17 protein-coding genes are annotated in these 15,849 nt (G+C 67.2%); 7 read left to right on the top strand and 10 right to left on the bottom strand.

The annotated features are described in order from the left end of the window. Nucleotides 1-44: 44 nt before the first annotated feature. The 3 genes from HGB51_RS11705 to HGB51_RS11695 all read right to left on the bottom strand — a co-directional run bounded on the left by HGB51_RS11705 (nt 45) and on the right by HGB51_RS11695 (nt 3,040). Nucleotides 45-641, bottom strand: coding sequence for a hypothetical protein (locus HGB51_RS11705; protein WP_141739005.1), 597 nt, complete (start codon nt 639-641; stop codon nt 45-47). 119 nt (nt 642-760) lie between these two features. Beyond that, nucleotides 761-1,903 (bottom strand): PilT/PilU family type 4a pilus ATPase, encoded by a 1,143-nt coding sequence (locus tag HGB51_RS11700; protein WP_070206700.1) that lies wholly within the window; start codon nt 1,901-1,903, stop codon nt 761-763. Between the two features lie 99 nt (nt 1,904-2,002). Beyond that, nucleotides 2,003-3,040 (bottom strand): type IV pilus twitching motility protein PilT, encoded by a 1,038-nt coding sequence (locus HGB51_RS11695; protein ID WP_070208322.1) that lies wholly within the window; start codon nt 3,038-3,040, stop codon nt 2,003-2,005. A 103-nt stretch (nt 3,041-3,143) separates the two neighbouring features. Between HGB51_RS11695 and HGB51_RS11690 the strand changes: the two genes are divergently transcribed. Both HGB51_RS11690 and proC read left to right on the top strand, forming a co-directional pair. After that, nucleotides 3,144-3,836, top strand: coding sequence for a YggS family pyridoxal phosphate-dependent enzyme (locus tag HGB51_RS11690; protein WP_070208323.1), 693 nt, complete (start codon nt 3,144-3,146; stop codon nt 3,834-3,836). Continuing rightward, a complete protein-coding gene (gene proC / locus HGB51_RS11685) occupies nt 3,833-4,654 on the top strand; it encodes a pyrroline-5-carboxylate reductase (RefSeq protein WP_070208324.1) in 822 nt (273 codons plus the stop codon). The genes HGB51_RS11690 and proC overlap by 4 nt, the downstream gene beginning before the upstream one ends. Before the next feature lie 107 nt (nt 4,655-4,761). Here the strand turns inward: proC and soxR are convergent, their stop codons facing one another. Then, nucleotides 4,762-5,196: a redox-sensitive transcriptional activator SoxR gene (gene soxR / locus HGB51_RS11680; protein WP_171966837.1), complete on the bottom strand. Its 435-nt coding sequence runs from the start codon at nt 5,194-5,196 to the stop codon at nt 4,762-4,764. Between the two features lie 89 nt (nt 5,197-5,285). Here soxR and HGB51_RS11675 point away from each other — a divergent pair, with 89 nt between their 5' ends. Beyond that, entirely contained in the window at nt 5,286-6,647 is a 1,362-nt protein-coding gene (locus tag HGB51_RS11675; protein WP_070208325.1) for an MFS transporter, read from the top strand. Between the two features lie 9 nt (nt 6,648-6,656). On the opposite strand, the gene HGB51_RS11670 is transcribed toward HGB51_RS11675, so the two are convergent. The 3 genes from HGB51_RS11670 to HGB51_RS11660 form a co-directional block, all read right to left on the bottom strand. Beyond that, nucleotides 6,657-8,597: an esterase/lipase family protein gene (locus HGB51_RS11670; RefSeq protein ID WP_070208326.1), complete on the bottom strand. Its 1,941-nt coding sequence runs from the start codon at nt 8,595-8,597 to the stop codon at nt 6,657-6,659. Then, nucleotides 8,594-9,571: an Lnb N-terminal periplasmic domain-containing protein gene (locus tag HGB51_RS11665; protein ID WP_070208349.1), complete on the bottom strand. Its 978-nt coding sequence runs from the start codon at nt 9,569-9,571 to the stop codon at nt 8,594-8,596. The genes HGB51_RS11670 and HGB51_RS11665 overlap by 4 nt, the downstream gene beginning before the upstream one ends. Before the next feature lie 104 nt (nt 9,572-9,675). Further along, nucleotides 9,676-9,897: a hypothetical protein gene (locus tag HGB51_RS11660; RefSeq protein ID WP_246233571.1), complete on the bottom strand. Its 222-nt coding sequence runs from the start codon at nt 9,895-9,897 to the stop codon at nt 9,676-9,678. Nucleotides 9,898-10,076: 179 nt separating this feature from the next. Between HGB51_RS11660 and HGB51_RS20330 the strand changes: the two genes are divergently transcribed. The 4 genes from HGB51_RS20330 to HGB51_RS11645 all read left to right on the top strand — a co-directional run bounded on the left by HGB51_RS20330 (nt 10,077) and on the right by HGB51_RS11645 (nt 13,586). Beyond that, nucleotides 10,077-11,135: a TonB-dependent siderophore receptor gene (locus HGB51_RS20330; RefSeq protein WP_246233569.1), complete on the top strand. Its 1,059-nt coding sequence runs from the start codon at nt 10,077-10,079 to the stop codon at nt 11,133-11,135. Next, nucleotides 11,087-12,166, top strand: a complete 1,080-nt coding sequence (locus tag HGB51_RS20325) for a TonB-dependent siderophore receptor (RefSeq protein WP_256123612.1) — start codon at nt 11,087-11,089, stop codon at nt 12,164-12,166. The genes HGB51_RS20330 and HGB51_RS20325 overlap by 49 nt, the downstream gene beginning before the upstream one ends. Nucleotides 12,167-12,270: 104 nt before the next feature. Further along, nucleotides 12,271-13,407 carry a PepSY-associated TM helix domain-containing protein gene (locus HGB51_RS11650; RefSeq protein WP_070208327.1) on the top strand — a complete coding sequence of 379 codons (1,137 nt, stop codon included), beginning with the start codon at nt 12,271-12,273 and terminating at the stop codon, nt 13,405-13,407. Next, nucleotides 13,404-13,586 (top strand): hypothetical protein, encoded by a 183-nt coding sequence (locus tag HGB51_RS11645; protein ID WP_070208328.1) that lies wholly within the window; start codon nt 13,404-13,406, stop codon nt 13,584-13,586. Before HGB51_RS11650 ends, HGB51_RS11645 begins: the two co-directional genes overlap by 4 nt. Before the next feature lie 10 nt (nt 13,587-13,596). Here the strand turns inward: HGB51_RS11645 and HGB51_RS11640 are convergent, their stop codons facing one another. From HGB51_RS11640 to HGB51_RS11630, 3 genes are all read right to left on the bottom strand, one after another. Continuing rightward, nucleotides 13,597-14,469: a LysR family transcriptional regulator gene (locus HGB51_RS11640; protein ID WP_070208329.1), complete on the bottom strand. Its 873-nt coding sequence runs from the start codon at nt 14,467-14,469 to the stop codon at nt 13,597-13,599. A 24-nt stretch (nt 14,470-14,493) separates the two neighbouring features. Continuing rightward, nucleotides 14,494-15,375 carry an SDR family NAD(P)-dependent oxidoreductase gene (locus tag HGB51_RS11635; protein WP_070208330.1) on the bottom strand — a complete coding sequence of 294 codons (882 nt, stop codon included), beginning with the start codon at nt 15,373-15,375 and terminating at the stop codon, nt 14,494-14,496. A gap of 87 nt (nt 15,376-15,462) precedes the next feature. Further along, complete coding sequence (locus HGB51_RS11630; RefSeq protein ID WP_070208331.1) at nt 15,463-15,843, bottom strand: YbjQ family protein; 381 nt, start codon at nt 15,841-15,843, stop codon at nt 15,463-15,465. Between the last annotated feature and the right edge of the window lie 6 nt (nt 15,844-15,849).

Genomic DNA, 15,849 nt, shown 5'->3' with positions numbered 1-15,849 from the left:
CCGGGGAGAGCGCACGACCGGGGGTCGTGCGCTCCACCACCGGCTTAGCGGCTGACCTGCGGGTTCATCGCCATGGCGATGAACACCAGCAGCAGGAACAGACCGCCGACGACCGTTACCAGGATGTGCAGCGCGCTGAACCGGTCCATCTGCGCCATGTCCACCCGTTCGTCCTGGTGGTAGCGACGCAGCAGGCTGTTGACCGGCAGCAGCGGCACGAAGGCAAACAAGGCCAGCAGCCACCCGGCATTGGGCAGGCGGCTGGCAAGGTTGAGCAGGAAGTAGGCCAGTGCCAGCAGGCCCGGCGCAAACGCGAGGTCACGGCGACGATTGCTGGCGGCGTCGCGCAGTTGGCTGAAACACAGGTAGGCCCAGAGCGGCGAGAACAGCGCGCGCGCCCACGGCCATTGGGTTCCCCCGGTCTCACGCTTGATCGCCTGCCAGTTGCGCCAGAACCAATACACCGGGTAAAGCCCCAGCGTGGTCAGCGACAGCGTCACCATCTTCATGGACGAGGGCGAGTAATAGGCTGCCGCGTCGGAGATCGGCTGGGCGTGCGGCCGGGTTTCGGGCAAGGCGCGCGGCAAGGCAGGAGGCGTCGGAAACGTGGCCGGCGCGCGGTACGGATCATGCAATTCCATGTGCATTTTTCTCTACGGTAACAGTGCTACCGGCACGGTGCCGGCCCCTTGAAGCACCACGTACAGCAAGGGCGCGCCGGCATTGCACCGCGCGCGCCCCGTTTTCCGGATCCGCAGTATCAGCGGACTTCGGAAATCTCCACCCCGTCCAGGCCCTGCGACAGCGTACGCGCGTCGCCGCCCTGGGACAGCTTGATGCGCAGGCGCACTTCGTTCTGCGAGTCGGCGTAACGCAGCGCGTCTTCGTAGCTGATCTCGCCGGCCTGGTAGAGCTCGAACAGGCTCTGGTCGAAGGTGCGCATGCCCAGCTGCACCGACTCCTTCATCACTTCCTTGAGCTTGTGGATCTCACCGTCGCGGATGTAATCCTGCACCAGCGGCGTGCCCAGCATGATTTCCATCGCCACCTTGCGCGACTTCCCGTCGGGCGACGGGATCAGCTGCTGCGCGACCACGCCCTTGAGGTTCAGCGAAAGGTCCATCAGCAGCTGGTTGCGGCGGTCTTCCGGGAAGAAGTTGATGATGCGGTCCATCGCCTGGTTGGCGTTGTTGGCATGCAGGGTGCACAGCACCAGGTGGCCGGTTTCGGCGAACGCGATGGCGTGGTCCATGCCTTCGCGGGTACGCACTTCGCCGATCATGATCACGTCCGGCGCCTGGCGCAGGGTGTTCTTCAGCGCCGCTTCCCAGCTGTCGGTGTCGATGCCGACTTCGCGCTGGGTGATGATGCAGCCTTCGTGCTTGTGCACGAACTCGATCGGGTCTTCGATGGTGATGATGTGCCCGGTGGAGTTCAGGTTGCGGTAGCCGATCATCGCCGCCAGCGAGGTCGACTTACCGGTACCGGTGGCACCCACGAACAGGATGATGCCGCGCTTGGTCATCGCCAGCGTCTTGATGATCGGCGGCAGGCTCAGTTCTTCCACGGTGGGAATGCGCGTTTCGATCCGGCGCAGCACCATGCCGACCTGGTTGCGCTGGTAGAAGCAGCTCACGCGGAAACGGCCGACACCGGACAGGCCGATGGCGAAGTTGCACTCGTGGGTCTTTTCGAACTCTTCGCGCTGCGCCGGCGTCATCACGTTCAGCACCAGGTCGCGGCTCTGCTGCGGCGTCAGCGGGGTCTGGGTGATCGGCGAGATCTTGCCGTTGACCTTGATCGCCGGCGGCATGCCCGCGGTGATGAACAGGTCCGACGCCTTCTGGTGCGCCATCAGCTTGAGGAACGAGGTGAAGTCGATGGTGGTGCTGGTGGTGTTCATTGCGGTGTGCTCCGAAGATTGCTTGGAGCCGGCCGGCGGCCGGCACTGCCAGCCGGGCAGAGCCCGGCTCTACCAGCTGGGCAGAGCCCAGCTTTACCATCATTCGAAGATGCGCTTGTCCTTGGCGTATTCCTTGGCCTGGTTGCGCGTGATCAGGCTGCGCTTGACCAGGTCCTGCAGGTGCTGGTCCAGGGTCATCATGCCCATCTGCTGGCCGGTCTGGATCGCCGAGTACATCTGCGCCACCTTGTCCTCGCGGATCAGGTTGCGGATGGCCGGGGTGCCGACCATGATTTCCCACGCGGCCGTACGGCCACCGCCGACCTTCTTCAGCAGCGCCTGCGAAATGACCGCACGCAGCGACTCGGACAGCATCGAGCGCACCATCGGCTTTTCGCCGGCGGGGAACACGTCGATGATGCGGTCGATGGTCTTGGCCGCCGAACTGGTATGCAGGGTGCCGAACACCAGGTGGCCGGTTTCGGCCGCGGTCAGCGCCAGGCGGATGGTTTCCAAGTCGCGGAGTTCGCCCACCAGGATGATGTCCGGGTCTTCACGCAGTGCCGAGCGCAGCGCTTCGTTGAAGCCGTGCGTGTCGCGGTGCACTTCGCGCTGGTTGATCAGGCACTTCTGCGAGGTGTGCACGAATTCGATCGGATCCTCGACGGTGAGGATGTGGCCGTATTCGTTCTTGTTGATGTGGTCGATCATCGCCGCCAGCGTGGTCGACTTGCCCGAACCGGTCGGGCCGGTGACCAGGATCAGGCCCTGCGGCTGGTCGATCAGCTCACGGAAGATCGGCGGCACCGCCAGGTCTTCCAGGGTCAGCACCTCGGACGGAATGGTACGGAACACCGCACCGGCGCCACGGTTCTGGTTGAACGCGTTGACGCGGAAGCGTGCCAGGCTGGGAATCTCGAACGAGAAGTCGACTTCGAGGAATTCCTCGTAATCGCGGCGCTGCTTGTCCGACATGATGTCGTAAACGAGCGCATGGACCTGCTTGTGGTCCAGGGCCGGAATATTGATGCGACGGACATCGCCGTCGACGCGGATCATCGGCGGCAGGCCTGCCGACAGATGAAGGTCCGACGCTTTGTTCTTAACGGAAAACGCCAACAGTTCGGCGATATCCATACGCTGCTACTCCCCATAGACTGCTGCGACTGGAAGGATCTTTCCCCGGTCGGCAGTATAGCCTCCCTGATCCGCCGGGAAACTGTCCCTTGAGTACCTGCCCGTGACCGCCCTGCCCCTGCCCACCCTGTTGCTGAACCTGCACAACGCGGCCACGGCCGCCGGGCGGCCAACCCCGCGCCTGCTGGCGGTGTCCAAGACCCAGCCAGCCGAAGCGGTGGCTGCGCTGGCGGCGCAGGGCCAGCGCGCCTTTGGCGAGAATTACGTGCAGGAAGCGGCGGCCAAAATCGAGGCGCTGGCGCCGTTGGGACTGGAGTGGCACCTGATCGGGCACCTGCAGTCGAACAAGGCCGAGCTGGCCGCGCAACGCTTCGACTGGGTGCAGAGCGTGGACCGGCCCAAGCTGGTGACGGCCCTGGCCGCGCATCGCCCGGACACGCTGGCGCCATTGAACGTGCTGGTGCAGGTCAATATCGACGACGAAGACAGCAAGCACGGCTGCACGCCGGACGCGGTGCAGGCACTCGCCGCCGCCATCGCGGCCGAACCGCGGCTGTGCCTGCGCGGGCTGATGGCCATTCCCGCGCCCTGGCCGGACGCCGTGCGCCGCCAGCAGGCGTTCGAGCGGATGCACGAACTGTTTACCGGGCTGGCTGCGCGCTACCCGCAGGTGGATACCCTTTCCATGGGCATGAGCAGCGACTACCCCGAAGCCATTGCCCATGGCGCGACCATGGTCCGGGTCGGCACCGCCCTGTTCGGCGCCCGCCCCTCCCCCAACAAGGACCCTTCATGACGACTGCTCCCATCACCTTCATCGGCGGCGGCAACATGGCCCGCAGCCTGATTGCCGGGCTGGTCCGCCAGGGCGTGGCGCCCGGCCAGATCCATGTGGCTGAACCGGTCGCCGCGCTGCGCGAGCAGCTCAGCGCCGAGTTCGGGGTCGCCACCTACGACGATGCTGCCGACGCCGCCGCACAGGGCACGGTGTGGGTGCTGGCGGTAAAACCCCAGGTCCTGCGCGAGGTCTGCGCCACGCTGGCAGAGCCTGCCGCGCGCCTGCAGCCGCTGGTGGTCTCCATCGCCGCCGGCATCACCAGTGCGCAGCTGGCACGCTGGCTGGGCGGCCATGGCGCGGTGGTGCGCGCGATGCCCAACACCCCGGCGCTGCTCGGCGCGGGGGTCACCGGGCTGTTTGCCACCGACGGCGTCAGCGAGGAACAGCGTGCGCTGGCCGACACGGTACTGGCCAGTGCCGGGCGCACGGTGTGGATCGACGATGAGGCGCGCATGGACGCGGTGACGGCGGTGTCCGGGAGCGGCCCGGCCTATGTGTTCCTGCTGGCCGAGGCGATGGAAGCAGCCGGGATCGCACAGGGCCTGGCGCCGGAGGCTGCACGCACGCTGGTGGTGCAGACCCTGCTGGGCGCCAGCCGCATGCTGGACGAGTCCGGTGAAGCGCCTGCCGAGCTGCGGCGCCGGGTGACCTCGCCGAACGGCACCACGCAGGCGGCGATCGAGCGTTTCCAGGGCGATGGGTTCGAGGCGATGGTCGGGCGGGCGATCGATGCCGCTACCGAGCGGGGGAAGACGTTGTCTGCGGCGAACGATTGAGCGGAAGACGCGTGGCGTGCGCTTCAGCCACGCAGGGCGTGGCTCTACCGCGCTGGGATATCGTCCGGTAGAGCCACGCCCTGCGTGGCTGACGCGCGCGCGGCCCCTCACCCCCACCGTTGCGGCCCATCCCCCTGCTCGCCCAGCGCATCGCCCGGATTGGCCAACCGGCAGCGCTTCAACGACAAACACCCGCACCCGATGCAATCGGTCAGCTGGTCGCGCAGCAACAACAACTCCTCGATCCGCTGGTCCAGCTCGGCGCGCCACAGCGCCGACATCTTTCCCCATTCGGCACGGGTCGGGGTCTTGTTTTCCGGCAGGGCGGCAAAGGCATTGGCCACCGCCTCCAGCGGCATGCCCACCCGCTGCGCCACGCGGATCACCGCCAACCGACGCAGCACGTCACGGCTGAAACGGCGCTGGTTGCCGGCGGTACGCAGGCTGCGGATCAAACCCTTGCGTTCATAGAAGTGCAGCGCCGATACCGCCACGCCACTGCGCCGTGCCACCTCGCCTACACTCAGCTCCTGCGCGATCACTGCTTGACCTCAACCTTGGTTCAGGTGTCATCGTGCGGCACCTCGTGGCGCGCCGCAAGCGCCACGCACCTTCGTTTCCTGGATTGCACATGTCTTCCGATGTCGCTTCACTGCCTGCCTCCGACGCACCAGCGTCGATCCTCTCGCCGCGCTACCGCGCCACCACCGTCGGGATGGTCGCGCTGGTCTCGCTGCATGCATTCGAAGCGCTCGCAGTCGCCGCCGCCATGCCCACCGTCGCGCACGAGCTGGACGGGCTGCGCCTGTATGCGCTCGCCTTCGGCGGCACCCTGGCCACCAGCGTGATCGGCATGACCCTGGCCGGGCGCTGGAGCGACCGGCTGGGCCCGGCGCGTCCGCTGTGGCTGGGCCTGGCCTGTTTCATCGCCGGCCTGCTGGTGGCGGGTTTCGCCCAGCACATGCCGGTGCTGGTGCTGGGCCGGCTGCTGCAGGGGCTGGGCGCGGGTGCGATTTCGGTCGCGCTGTACGTGCTGGTGGGCCGCACCTTCCCCGAGTCGCTGCGCCCGCGCGTGTTCGCCGCGTTCTCGGCCGGCTGGGTGGTGCCGTCCCTGATCGGCCCGGCGATCAGCGGGTTGATCGTGCAGCACCTGGGCTGGCGCTGGGTGTTCCTGGGCGTGCCGCTGCTGGCCATTCCGGCCGCACTGCTGCTGCGGCCGGCCCTGCGCGCGGTGCCGCCCCTGGCCGGTGCCGCCGCCTCCAACCGCAGCGTGGTGCGCTGGGCGATCGGTGCCTCATTGGGCGCGCTGCTGCTGTACGTGGGCGGGCAGCAGGTCGGCTGGCCGGCGCTGACAGTGCTGGTACCGGCCATCGCGCTGCTGGCGTTGTGCAGCTGGAAACTGCTGCCGCAGGGCACGCTGCGGCTGCGGCGCGGCCTGCCCAGCGTGATCGCCCTGCGCGGGATCGCGGCGTCGGCGTTCTTCGGTTGCGAAGCGTTCCTGCCGCTGCTGCTGCAGCGCGAACGTGGACTGAGCCCGTTGCTGGCCGGGGTGGCCTTGAGCCTGGGCGCACTGGGCTGGTTCAGCGGTTCCTGGTTCCAGGGCCACCAGGGCCAGGGCGTGTCGCGGCGGACCCTGCTGGGCGCCGGTGCGCTGTTGATGTGCGCGGGCATCATCGGCACCGCGCTGGCGATCCAGCCCGACGTGCCGTTGTGGCTGGCGCTGGCCGGGTGGACGCTGACCGGGCTGGGCATGGGCCTGATCTACCCGAGCCTGTCGGTGCTGACGCTGTCGTTGTCACCGCCGGCGCAGCAGGGCGCCAACACCTCGGCGCTGCAGCTGAGCGAAGCACTGGGCGTGGCCACCACGCTGGCCGTGTCCGGGTCGCTGTTCGCGTGGATGCTGTCGGTGGACGTGACCCTGGGCTACCTGCAGACGTTCGCGATCATGCTGTTGCTGGCGGCAGCGAGCGTGGTGGTCGCAAGGCGGGTATGACATCCCGCCCTACGGCGTTTTCCGGTCCACCTGCTCCAGATCCTCGCGCAGGATCCGCCGGATCTCCAACACCGCCTGTGGGGTCTCCTGCACGCTGTGGCCGGAGATGATCACCTTCTCCGACACCGCACCCGGCAGGTGCGCGCTCCAGTACGGCACCAGCCCATCGTCGGACCGTTCCAGCGGCACGCTGGCTTTACGCTGGGCGATGATGGAGTGGTACTTCAGTCCCGGCATGATCGGCAGCGCCGAGGACGCCTTCACGAACGGATCGCTGGCCTTGAGGTTGTCGATGCTGTTGGGGATCTGCAGCTTTGTCGCCTGCGCCGACTGCACTTCGGCCTGCTGCAGGGTCTGGAACACGTCCTCGAACTTGCCCAGCAGGGTGATCGGCAGGCGCACCAGGCGGCCGATGAAGCGCCCCACCCGGTTGCCGGCAATGTCGGTGCCCTTGTGCGGGGCGGCGATGAAGATGGCCCGCTCCACGTTCGGTTCGGCGTCGAAATGCAGCAGCGGGCCCAGCTTGGCCTGCACCCGCTTGAGCCGCTCGCCCTTGAGGTCGTAGTTGGCCAGCAGCTGGTCCCACAGCGTTTCGCCGGAGCTGGTGACCAGCAGGCGCGCCAGCACCCCGCCCATGCTGTGGCCGATGAACACCATGTCCTTCGACGCCGGCGCGCTGCCGCTGGGATCGAAGTGGCGCAGCGTGTTGTTGAACGCCTGGTCGATCTCGTAGCGGTTGAGAGCGATCGGCGCATTGGTCGGGTAGTACACCTGCCAGACCTGGAAATGGCGGCGCAGCTCCGGGTCGCCCAGGATCTCGTTGGCCACGTTGACCCACGCCTCCGGGCTGCTGCCCAGGCCATGCAGCATGAAGATGATGCGGCGGTTCGGGTCCCAGGGCTGCATCAGGTACATGTGCGGTTCGGCGATGCCTTCGCTGAGCCCGAACAACGTACGCAACGACTGCGTGGCGAATCCGGACTGGGCCAGCCACATGCCGTAGGCGGCTGTGAAGTTGCCGGCCAGCGGTACCTTCTCGCCATGCAGCTGCACGCTTTCGGTGGACTCGGGCGAGTACACGTCGAACAACACCTGGGTGGTGTCCAGCACCTGCTGCAGGGTGTCGCCCTTGAAGCGCAACAGCGCGGTGGCATTGATCGAGGACATCTCGCTGTATTGCGGAATGTCGGCCTTTTCGCCCTCCGCCGGCGCGATCAGCTTGGGCGGGTCCATCACCACCACCAGCTCGGCACCGAAGCCGTCCCGCCGGTAGGTGCTGCGCAGGCCGGCAAAGCTGACCGACGAGGCCGAGACCATCGTGGTGGGAATGCTGGTCAGGCGCAGCTGGTCGAAATCCGAGGTGAGCGTCCAGCGCTCGCCGGCCACGGCGGCGTTGTAGTCCTCGCCTTCCAGCGCGCTTTCGCGGCTGCGCTTGAACACCACCGTGGCGGTCTGCTCGGCGGCGTAGTTGTAGTAGTCGCGCACCTGGGTCTGGCGGTCTTCGAACGCACGGTCGGACGGGGTGCGCCCGCTGAAGAACAGGTAGGCATACGCGTAGCGCGCCGCCTCCAGCCAGGCGTCCAGCGCCGCGTCGGACATCGGGGTCTTCTCCCGGTCCTTGGGCTTGGGGGTCAGCTCCAGCGCGTTCTTCACCCACAGCTCGGACAACGTAGACAGGCGCTGCTCCTCGGGCAGGTCGCGGGTGTCCTTCAGGGTCTTCTCGCAGGCCACCACGTCCTTCTCGCACAACGACACGTCCAGCCCGATCACGCTCAGCGTTTCCTGCGAGGCCATGCTGAAGCGGCCGGAGGTCAGCACGTCACCGCGCTTGTTGGCCAGGTAGTCGGTCGGCGAGACCTGCTTCATGGTCACCATCGCGCAGCCGCTGGACAGCAGCAGCGACAGCACCAGGGCCAGCAATGGAGCACCGCGGTACAACAAGCGGCTCATTGCTGCGGCTCCGCGTCGATGCCGGGTACGCCCTGGCGGATCAGCGCGGAGAAGCGTGGGTCGTCGCCGGCAGCGCGCGCGCGATCGGTGATGCGTCCGCGCGCCTTCAAGGTGGCGAAGTCCACGCCGGGCGTCAGCACCCCCAGGTCGCGCGCGTATTCGGCGAAGTAGCCCGACACAAGCAGCCGGTAGTCCAGCGGCAGTCCCGGGGCGATCTGTTTCGCCAGCTCGTACACGATGGTGGTGCAGTTGCTGGTGAGCGTGTTGTAGAACGCCGGTGCGGCATCCAGCCGGCGCGCCTCGCCCAGGTAGGACACGAACAGGCCCTTGAGCTGGTCGCGGGTCATGCCCTTGAGGCGATACAGGTACACGTCCTCGCCGCGTACGTTGCTGCGTACGCGCACGATATCGGTTTCCTCGGCCGCGACCAGGGTCATCTCGAACTTGCGGAAGAACCCGCCCAGCGCGGAGAACGATTCGCCGCGCTCCTTGCGGATCTCCAGCGAGAACACCAGCTGGCGGCCGTCGGCGAACCCGAACGACACCAGCGTGTGCGCGATCAGCGGTCCCATCCAGTACGACAGCACCAGGTCGGCCGACTGCAGTTGATCCAGGTCGTAGCTGCGGCGCTCCCAGCGCACGTCATGGTCGTCTTCGCTGCGCCAGCTGAAGTTGCGCACGTTGTCCAGCACCACGTGGGTGCCGTCGAACTCGACCACTTTCAGCCGTTGCGCGACATCATCGGCCCAGACCCGATCCTGGCGCGGACTGAGCAGCAGCCACCAGACCCCGCACAGCACCAGCACCGCCACGAACACCGGCCCCGGCCAACGGCCGACCCGGGCCCGGCCCACTGCAACCGCCGTGGCCAGCGCGAACCCGCCCCATGCCAGCAGCGCCACGCCCTTGATCCAGCCCGGTCCGGGCACCTGGTAGGCCAACAGTCCCGCCACCCACAGCGCCGCAGCCAGCATCAGCATGGCCAGCGCCCATCGTCCTGCACTCTTCACACATCGGTCCGTCGGTTGGTCGGGGCGCTAGTTAGCCACAACCCGATGTGTGCAACCTGTTTGCCTGTTCAGCTTCGACGCGACGCCCCGACCTTCTGCCACGGCGCCATGCCCTTGCGCGCCCGCGGGAGCGCCCGGCGCAGCGGCAGGCGGCGTGGCATGGGGATGCCGACCCCGGGGGCGGCGGTATCGTCGCGGCGCAGGTCTTCAGCGCGCTCCCCGACCAACAGGGCCGCCATTTCTTCCAGGCCATTTCGCATCGCCCGGGCGGCGGTCTGCAGGGTATTCATGGGGCGTCTCCATCAACGGCGTGGGGACGGTCCACGTTAGGCGGGTGGCCGCCTACGGACCGTGCAGGGGATGTTTCAGGCAGATGAAGCCGCCTGCGGCCCGTTTGAAGCTGAGAGTCATTTGCGTTCGCATCCTCACCTCCCGATAATCCGGGCCCTCACTCCCGGAAATCCCGCCCATGCCTGCCCTGTCGCGCCGCTCGCCCCTGTTGCTGCTGGTTCCCACCCTGCTGGCGTCGGCCATGGCCCAGGCGCAGGACGCCGGCACCGCGCGTACCCTGGACGCGGTCAGCGTGGTCGCCGACCGCGCCAGCACCGCGACCAAGACCGACACCCCGCTGACCCAGACCCCGCAGGCGATCAGCGTGATCACCAGCGAGCTGTTCACCGACCGGGGTGCGCGGAACCTGCAGGAAACCCTGCGCTACAGTGCCGGCGTGACCGCAGACGCCTATGGCCTGGACACCCGGAGCGACGGCAGCACGGTGCGCGGGCTTGACCCGGTGCAGTACCTGGACGGCCTGCGCCGCAGCTACGGCTTCAGCCCGCTGGCGCGCACCGAGGTGTACGGCCTGGAGCGCGTGGAAGTGCTGCGCGGCCCGTCCTCGGTGCTGTATGGCGCCGGCGCCACCGGCGGCATCATCAATGCCATGACCAAGCGCCCCACCTACACCGACATGGGTGGCGAAGTGGGCGTGCAGCTGGGCAATTTCGACCGCAAGCAGTTCCAGGGCGACATCGGCGGCACGCTCAATGAGGCCGGCACCGTGGCCGGCCGCGTGGTCGGCCTGGTCCGCGACAGCGGCATGCAGACCGACGAGATCGACGACGACCGCATCTATATCGCGCCGTCGATCAGCTGGCGCGGCGAGCGCACCAACCTCACCGTGTTGACCAGCTACCAGCACGACAAGACCGCCTCGAGCCAGCAGTTCCTGCCGGTGGTGGCCACGCTGCACGCGCCGGCCGGCACGCCGCGCCTGGACCCGTCCACCTTCCTGGGCGACAAGGACTTCGACAAGCTCGATTCGCGCGTGTACAGCGTGACCGCGCTGTTCGACCATCGCTTCAACGACAGCGTGAGCCTGCGCTCCTCGGTGCGCTACCTGGATGGCAAGACCGAGTTCCGCGAACTGTACCCGGACGCCTACAGCAATCCGCTGGACCCGTTCATCGACGCCGACAAGCCGTGGTCAACCGCAACGCCTACGGCGTGCGCCCGGACGTGCGCTCGCTGACCAGCGACACCGCGGTGCAGTTCGACTTCGCCACCGGTGCCTTCCAGCACATGCTGCTGGCCGGCGTGGACTACAGCGACTACCGTGAAGACGCGCTGCAGCTGGACGCGACCCCGACCCCGATCGACATCTACACCCCGGTCTCCACCGGCGTGACCATCAACGGCTGGAACCGCCTGCCCGACCAGCAGACCACCCAGCTGGGCGTGTACCTGCAGGACCAGATCCGCTGGGCCGACCGTGTTTCGCTGGTACTGGGCGCGCGCCGCGACCATGCGCGCAGCAAGACCGAAGGCCTGCCGAGCCAGACCGACAACGCGACCACCTGGCGCGCGGGCCTGATTGGCGAGATCGGCGCCGGGGTGTCGCCGTACATCAGCTACAGCGAATCGTTCCTGCCGGTCACCGGCCAGGACATCTACGGCAACGCGTTCAAGCCGATGCAGGGCGACCAGTGGGAAGGTGGCGTGAAGTGGCAGCCGGCGGCGAACATGCTGGTCACCGTCGCGGCGTACCGCATCACCGAAACCAACCGCCAGACCAATGACCCGGAGAACCCGCTCAACGTGGTGCAGACCGGCGAGATCGAGTCCAAGGGTGTCGAGCTGGAGGGCCAGTTCACGTTCGCGCACGACATCACGCTCACCGGTGCCTATTCGCGCAACCGCGCCAAGGTGACCAAGAGCAACTTCGAGATGGAAGTGAACCAGCGCCTCAACGACACCCCGCAGGAGCTGGCCTCGCTGTGGGTGGCCAAGGGCTTCCAGATCGACGATGTTTCGCGCCTGCGCCTGGGCATTGGCGGCCGTTACGTGGGCAATACCCAGTCGCTGGGCTTCGGTGGTTTCATCCGCACCCCGAGCTACACGCTGGTCGATGCGCTGGCTGAAATCCAGGTGACCGACTGGACCATGGCGTTGAACATCACCAACCTGTCGGACAAGAAGTACTTCGCGCCGTGCCGCAACTTCGGCGACTGCTTCACCGGCAACCCGCGCACGGTGACCGGCACCATCAGTTACCGGTTCTGACAACATGCCGGCCAGCGGCCGGCACTACCGGATCGCCGCTGTAGTGCCGGCCGCTGGCCGGCAACCGCAACTACACTCTTCTCCAGCCGCCGCCAGAGAACTCAATGCAACGCTCCACCATCAAAGCCTGGTTCCTGGTCCACAAGTGGACCAGCCTGATCTGCACGCTCTTCCTGCTGCTGTTGTGCATCACCGGCCTGCCGCTGATCTTCGGCGAAGAAATCGACCACCTGCTCGAGCCCCATGCGGAACAGACGGCCAACCCTGGTCCGGCGCGCGATTACGACGAACAGGTGAAGACCGCGCTCGCCCAGTACCCCGGCAACGTACCGTTGTTCGTGGGCTGGGACCCGGAAGCGAACACGATGTACGTCAACACCGGTGAGCGCGCCGACACCCCGCCGCCGCAGATGAAGACCGCCCTGCTCGACAGCAGCAGCGGCGCCGTGGTGCCGGCCGCGCAGTTCAACGAAGGGGTGATGTATTTCATCCTGCGCCTGCACACCGACCTGTTCCTCGGCCTGCCCGGCATGCTGTTCATGGGCGCCATGGGCCTGCTGTTCGCGGTGGCGATCATTTCCGGGCTGGTACTGTACGGACCCTTCATGCGTCGCCAGCGCTTCGGCACCCTGCGCACCGGCCGCAGCCGTCGCCTGGCGTGGCTGGACCTGCACAACGTGATCGGCGTGGTCACCCTCGGCTGGGCACTGGTGGTAGGCATCACCGGCGCCATCAACACCATCGCCAAACCGTTGGAAAGCGCCTGGCAGAGCGAACAGCTGGGTGAGTTCGCGGCCCGCTACGCCGGCCAGCCGCGCCCGACCACGCTAGCCTCGCTGCAGGTCGCGGTGGATACCGCGCGCGCCGCCGAACCGGCGATGCGTCCGGCCTTCGTCAGCTTCCCGGGCACCGGCTACAGCGGCGACCACCACTATGGCGTGTTCATGCAGGGCAACACCCCGCTCACCGAGCGCCTGTACCGCCCGGTGCTGATCGACGCTGGCAGCGGCGAGCTCACCGCGCAACCGCAGCTGCCCACCTACATGAGCGTGCTGCTGCTCAGCCAGCCGCTGCACTTCGGTGACTACGGGAAGCTGCCATTGAAGATCCTGTGGGCGCTGCTGGACCTGCTCACCATCGCGGTACTGGTCAGCGGCCTGTACCTGTGGTTCAAGCGCGGCAGCACCGACGCACGGGTGACCGAGATCGAGCGCGCCGAGAAGACCGGAGGTGCCGCATGAGCCGTCCTTCCGCCCCGAACGGCAGCCCCTTCACCGCCCCGGCGTGGATCGCCGCAGCGAGCGTGCTGGGGCTGGTCAGCGCGTTGATCGGCGACGGCATCTTCGATGTGGTGTCGTGGGTGGTGTTCGCCGCCCTGATCGGGCTGGTGGTGCGGGCGTGGGTGAAGCGGACCCGCTGACGCTGCGTCGTCAGCTGCGATCCAGGAACAGCTTCACCGCCGGCAGCGATTCGTCCGAGCGCACACAGAGATGAAGCTCGAATCCGGCCTCGTCTCCCTGCAGATGCCGGTAGGCGACCTCCTCGCTGCGGAAGCCGACCATGCTGGCCGGCACCACCGAGATGCCGGCTTCCACCGCCACCAGCGAAAGCACCGCATGCATGCCGTGCGCTTCCTGCACCACGCGCGGGGTGAAGCCGGCGGCCGCGCACAGCCGCACCAACTGCGAGTGGAAGCCCCTGCCCTCGCGTGCGGGCCACAGCACGAAAGGTTCATCCGCCAGTTCGGCAATGGTCACCGCATCGCCCTGCGCCAATCGGTGCGCGCGTGGCAGCGCAATCGCCAGGCGATCCGTGTCGAAGGGCTGCAACTGCAAGTCCTCGGCGTCGAACACCGGTGGAATAACCACGCCCACGTCCAGGCGCTTTTCGCGCAGCATCTGGATCTGGCGGGCAGAGGTCGCTTCGATCAGTTCCAGGCGTACGTCCGCATTGGCCAGGCGAAAGTTGCGGATCACTTCCGGCAGGCGACCGTACAACGCACTTCCCACGTAGCCCAGGCGGATGCTTCCGGTGCGACCGGCAGCGGCGTCCTGGGTCGCCAGCAGCGCACGGTCGGCCTGCTGCAGCAGCAGACGCGCTTCGCTTAGAAGTACAGCACCCGACGCGGTGAGACCCAGCGTACGGTTGCCGCGCAGGATCAGTTCGCTGCCCACTTCCTCTTCGAGGCGGCGGATCGCCGCCGTCAGCGGTGGCTGCGACATGTGCAGCCGTGCGGCGGCGCGGTGGAAATGCAGTTCCTCGGCAACGGCGACGAACTGGCGGAGCAGGCGGAGATCGACCATGGCGTCAGTATGACGTGGAAAGCGCTAACTGCGCGGTTCCACCGCCGGTGTTGCGATGCGCGACCATTGCGCGGCGATGTCCTCGATGGTTTCCGCCGTGGTGGCACGCAGGTCGCGCGGATACGCGACGTCCTTTGCTTCCACGCTGCGCGTGGCATGGAACTGCCCGTTGCTGGCGCGCAGTATCCATCCGCCTTCGCGACACGCTGTCGACGCCAGGAACGCCACGCCCGGTGCCACCGCGTCCGGATGCAGCTCGTCGGGCTCGCCTTCCACGCCCCACATGCGGGTCTTGGCGACCGGTGAAATCGCGTTGACCACGATGTTGTGCGACGCGCCTTCGGCGGCCAGTACGTTGACGATGCCTACCGCCGCCATCTTCGCCGCCGCATAGGCCGCCAGTCCCTTCTGCACATACTGGGGATACAGCGCGCGATCGGAGGTGGTGAGCACGATGCGGCCGTAATGGCACGCCTTCATCTCCGCCCAGGCCGCTTCGGCCAGCCACAGCGGCGCCTTGGCCGCGATGGTCATCATGTAGTCGAAGTGGTCTTCCTTCAGCGCATCGATCTGCTGGTATTCCACCCATCCCGCGTTGTGGATGATGAAATCGATCCGGCCATGCCGCGACAGGATTCCGGCGATCAGTCCCCGGCAGCCTTCACGCTCGTCGATGGCCGCGTGCGCGGCATGCACGTCCAGCCCGGTGCCGCGCAGCAGCGCCACGGTGGCGTCGATGCGATGCGGGTCCTGGCCCTGCCCATCCAGCCCGGCGCCCACGTCATGCATGACCACCCGTGCCCCGCGCTGCGCCAGCAGGCGGCTGTAGGCCAGTCCCAGGCCACTGGCCGCGCCGGTCACCAACCCGACCTGCCCCTCGAATGAAACACCGTCTTGCCTATGCATCCCGACAGGATCAGGGCGCGGGGTTATCCGAGGCCAATACGAGTTGCAGGGGGCTGCGATATGCCTGGCATATCGCCCGGCCTGCAGTCAGCGCACCGGCTCCACCACCACCGCCGTGCCATAGCACAGCACTTCAGTGAGCCCGGTCATGATGTCGGTGGCGTCGTAGCGCATCCCGATGATGGCGTTGGCGCCCAGCATGCGCGCGTGCCTGGCCATGTCGCGATAGGTTTCCTCGCGGGCCTGTTCGCACAGCTCGGTGTAGATGGTGATGTTGCCGCCGAACAGGGTCTGGATGCCGCCCAGGAAGTTGCCAACGATCGAGCGCGAACGCACGGTGATGCCACGCACCACGCCCAAGTTGCGTGCGATCCGGTAGCCGGGCAGCTCAAATGCCGTAGTGACCATGGAGTCGTCGAGACGGGGGCCGGTCGATGGATGTGCAGCGCTGTTGTACGGATCTGCCATGAGTTT

Source organism: Stenotrophomonas bentonitica (genome assembly GCF_013185915.1).
GTDB lineage: Bacteria > Pseudomonadota > Gammaproteobacteria > Xanthomonadales > Xanthomonadaceae > Stenotrophomonas > Stenotrophomonas bentonitica.
The sequence above is the reverse complement of the archived record's forward strand: the minus strand, read 5'-3'. Positions and strand labels throughout refer to the sequence as shown.

Excerpts from the sequence above, each read along its gene's own strand:
- HGB51_RS11650 (WP_070208327.1), top strand. The coding sequence starts at position 12,271 with ATGCAACGCTCCACCATCAAAGCCTGGTTCCTGGTCCACAAGTGGACC.
- HGB51_RS11645 (WP_070208328.1), top strand. The coding sequence starts at position 13,404 with ATGAGCCGTCCTTCCGCCCCGAACGGCAGCCCCTTCACCGCCCCGGCG.
- HGB51_RS11630 (WP_070208331.1), bottom strand. The coding sequence starts at position 15,843 with ATGGCAGATCCGTACAACAGCGCTGCACATCCATCGACCGGCCCCCGT.
- proC (WP_070208324.1), top strand. The coding sequence starts at position 3,833 with ATGACGACTGCTCCCATCACCTTCATCGGCGGCGGCAACATGGCCCGC.
- HGB51_RS20330 (WP_246233569.1), top strand. The coding sequence starts at position 10,077 with ATGCCTGCCCTGTCGCGCCGCTCGCCCCTGTTGCTGCTGGTTCCCACC.
- HGB51_RS11700 (WP_070206700.1), bottom strand. The coding sequence starts at position 1,903 with ATGAACACCACCAGCACCACCATCGACTTCACCTCGTTCCTCAAGCTG.
- HGB51_RS11670 (WP_070208326.1), bottom strand. The coding sequence starts at position 8,597 with ATGAGCCGCTTGTTGTACCGCGGTGCTCCATTGCTGGCCCTGGTGCTG.
- HGB51_RS11675 (WP_070208325.1), top strand. The coding sequence starts at position 5,286 with ATGTCTTCCGATGTCGCTTCACTGCCTGCCTCCGACGCACCAGCGTCG.
- HGB51_RS11635 (WP_070208330.1), bottom strand. The coding sequence starts at position 15,375 with ATGCATAGGCAAGACGGTGTTTCATTCGAGGGGCAGGTCGGGTTGGTG.
- HGB51_RS11665 (WP_070208349.1), bottom strand. The coding sequence starts at position 9,571 with ATGCTGGCTGCGGCGCTGTGGGTGGCGGGACTGTTGGCCTACCAGGTG.
- HGB51_RS11660 (WP_246233571.1), bottom strand. The coding sequence starts at position 9,897 with ATGAATACCCTGCAGACCGCCGCCCGGGCGATGCGAAATGGCCTGGAA.
- HGB51_RS11705 (WP_141739005.1), bottom strand. The coding sequence starts at position 641 with ATGGAATTGCATGATCCGTACCGCGCGCCGGCCACGTTTCCGACGCCT.
- HGB51_RS11695 (WP_070208322.1), bottom strand. The coding sequence starts at position 3,040 with ATGGATATCGCCGAACTGTTGGCGTTTTCCGTTAAGAACAAAGCGTCG.
- HGB51_RS11640 (WP_070208329.1), bottom strand. The coding sequence starts at position 14,469 with ATGGTCGATCTCCGCCTGCTCCGCCAGTTCGTCGCCGTTGCCGAGGAA.